Below are 2,574 nucleotides of genomic sequence, written 5' to 3' on the forward strand. Positions count from 1 at the left end.
TGGCTATTTCGGAGGGTCCATGCCAGTGATTCCGGTCTCATGGGTGCCACTTTAAAAGTGTGGTACAATTTAGTAAAAAAAAAATTAATCTTGCTTTAGAATTCCTTTTCTCAGAGAGTCTCCTTTCAGGTCTATTCTATGAGAAGAGTTAACAATCCGGTCTAAAATCGCATCGGCTAGTGTACCCTCTCCAATAAGTTCATACCAGGTAGAAACCGGGATTTGGGAAGATAATATCGTGGATGACATTTTATATCTTTCATCAATGATATCCATTAATGTTTCTCTGGCAAAGTTATCAAAAGCCTGAAGGCCAAAATCATCCAAGATTAACAGGTGAACGGCATTTATTTTTTTGAGCTGTTTCAAGTAGGTTCCATCGACTTTTGCGAGTTTAAGACGGGTAAATAATCTAGCAGTATTGGCATATAAAACCTTTTTCCCATTCAGACATACCTGATGGCCTAATGCCTGAGCCAAATAGCTTTTCCCGACTCCGGATGCACCAGTGAAGATGATATTTTCTTGATGGGCCATAAACCCCAGAGTAGCCAGCCGTTCAAACATATTTTTATCCAGGTTTCTAGTCTGTAAATAATTGATATCTCCGATGGTTGCATTTTCTTTAAAGCCAGCCTGATGGATGAGCCGGTTGATTTTATTGTTTTGCCTTTCCTCCCATTCATGATCGGTTAAAAGGGCTATATATTCATCAGCAGTGAGCTTGGTTAGTCTGTTTTCCTGCACATATTGCAAGTGAAGCTGAGCCATAGCACCCAGCCTCATTTGCCTTAATTTTTCTACGGTTTGATGATTATTCATATGAGTTATGTTTTGTTGATTTTAAATTTATTTATAGGCTGATGCCCCTCGAATATTTTGATGAGCAGGGATATGGGATTGATCATTATCAAGTTCAGATGGGTCCAGCGCTTCAGTATCGAGCTGATTATCCAGAATATTCTTGACCATCTTATAGCTGAGTTGTTTCCCGATTAATGCCCGTTGACAAGCCTTATTTAATCTTTCTGAGCTATAAATTTTATGCAGTTGTATGATACCCATAGCTCGTTTATAATTCACTTCGGGGTAATCATTGTACTGGAATAACTCCTTGATGAGCTGCATGGTAGCTGAGCCATGTTTAGCTGCCAGTGAGATAAAATAATCTGGTGACCAATCCAGGTATTGCTGATGAGTGCTGCTGAGGTGTTCTTTTTTAGTGGTATAGGCACCCTTTGCAAAATTACGTTCATGAGTGGCAATACGCTCATGATAGAAATAAATTTCCAGCATACTACTGGTATAATGAATCTGAACATGTTTGCCAATGTAGCGATAAGGCACGCTGTAATAATTCTTATCCTCATTAAAATAAACATAGCCTATTTTTTGCACTTTTATCCGCTTATAGCCTTTTATCTGGTAATGACTCAAAGGAAGCGGTTTGAGATAATCACACTCTACTGAGTGGAATAATGCTTTTCTACTGGTTTGTTTCCGTTGAAACAACAAGTTATTATACTTGGTTAATAAGCGTTTAATCTCTGTATTGAGTGCTTTAAGGGAAAAAAATTGCATATTCCTGATCGGATAATAAATGCGTTGATAGACCAGATAAACGGCATTTTCCACTAAAGCCTTATCCTGTGGAGCATAACTCCTGGTAGGATTGATCACGCAATTATAGTGTTGGGCAAACTCCTTAAAGGAACGGTTGATATCCGGTTCAAATTTACTGGCTCGTTTTACTGCCGCTTTTAGATTGTCAGATACAATGGCTTTGGGTACACCTCCATAATAGGATAGGGTATTACCCATACATTGAAGGAAATCTTCACGCTTTTGGCTCTGACACGCTTCTACGTAGGTATACTGGCTAAAAGGTAAAATTGCAATAAAGACTTCTACCGAAATTTCTTCCCCTGTTTCCCGATCAATAATTTGTAGTTTTTTCCCAGCAAAATCTACAAAAACCTCGTGGCCTGCCTCATGCACTAATTTCATAGAACCCTGCTGTTTGGGATATTTACGGTTATAGTGCTCCATGAATTGGGTATAACTATAAGGATGTTTACAGTTTACCCTGTACTCATAATAATGAAACCGAAATGTAAAGCCAGGGTGCTGACGAGCATCTCTCATCTTGTCAAAATACTTTACCAGTTCATTATAACGGCTATGATCAAGGGTGGTAGCGGTAGTGAACAGTTCCTCAAGAGATGCACTGTCCAAGGCCAACAAAGCTTTCAAAGACAGTTCATGCTCTTTAAACAAGGCCATATACTGATTGACAGTATTGCGGCTGATACCCAGGGTTTTTCCGATTTTACGGTTACTCAACCCATCTAAATGTAGCGTAATAATTTGTTTTAAATCCATAGGATCAAGTTTATTTGCCATATCACTGTCTTTTTTTTCAGCGATATAACACATTATACCTGATCTTTTAAAGTGGCACAGTTTAATCCGAAACCGATGGCACAACTTAATCCGAAAATGGCACAGTTTGAACCGAAATTACTGGCACGGTTCACTCCGTTTTTACTGGCACTGTTTAATCCGGTTTATCCA

2 protein-coding genes are annotated in these 2,574 nt (G+C 38.9%); both read right to left on the minus strand.

Features of this window, described 5'->3' with window-relative positions; all coding sequences use genetic code 11:
* Positions 1 to 84: 84 nt before the first annotated feature.
* Entirely contained in the window at positions 85 to 822 is a 738-nt protein-coding gene (istB, locus tag A3EM_RS0139360; RefSeq protein ID WP_020533741.1) for an IS21-like element helper ATPase IstB, read from the minus strand.
* Between the two features lie 27 nt (positions 823 to 849).
* The gene (gene istA / locus A3EM_RS0139365; RefSeq protein WP_020533742.1) at positions 850 to 2,436 is read right to left on the minus strand and encodes an IS21 family transposase; all 1,587 of its coding nucleotides are present in this window, start codon (positions 2,434 to 2,436) and stop codon (positions 850 to 852) included.
* Positions 2,437 to 2,574 lie beyond the last annotated feature (138 nt).

Origin of the sequence: Flexithrix dorotheae DSM 6795 (assembly GCF_000379765.1) — a bacterium.
Classification (GTDB): domain Bacteria; phylum Bacteroidota; class Bacteroidia; order Cytophagales; family Flammeovirgaceae; genus Flexithrix; species Flexithrix dorotheae.

Coding starts and splice junctions, on each gene's coding strand:
- istB (WP_020533741.1), bottom strand. CDS start 822: ATGAATAATCATCAAACCGTAGAAAAATTAAGGCAAATGAGGCTGGGT.
- istA (WP_020533742.1), bottom strand. CDS start 2,436: ATGTGTTATATCGCTGAAAAAAAAGACAGTGATATGGCAAATAAACTT.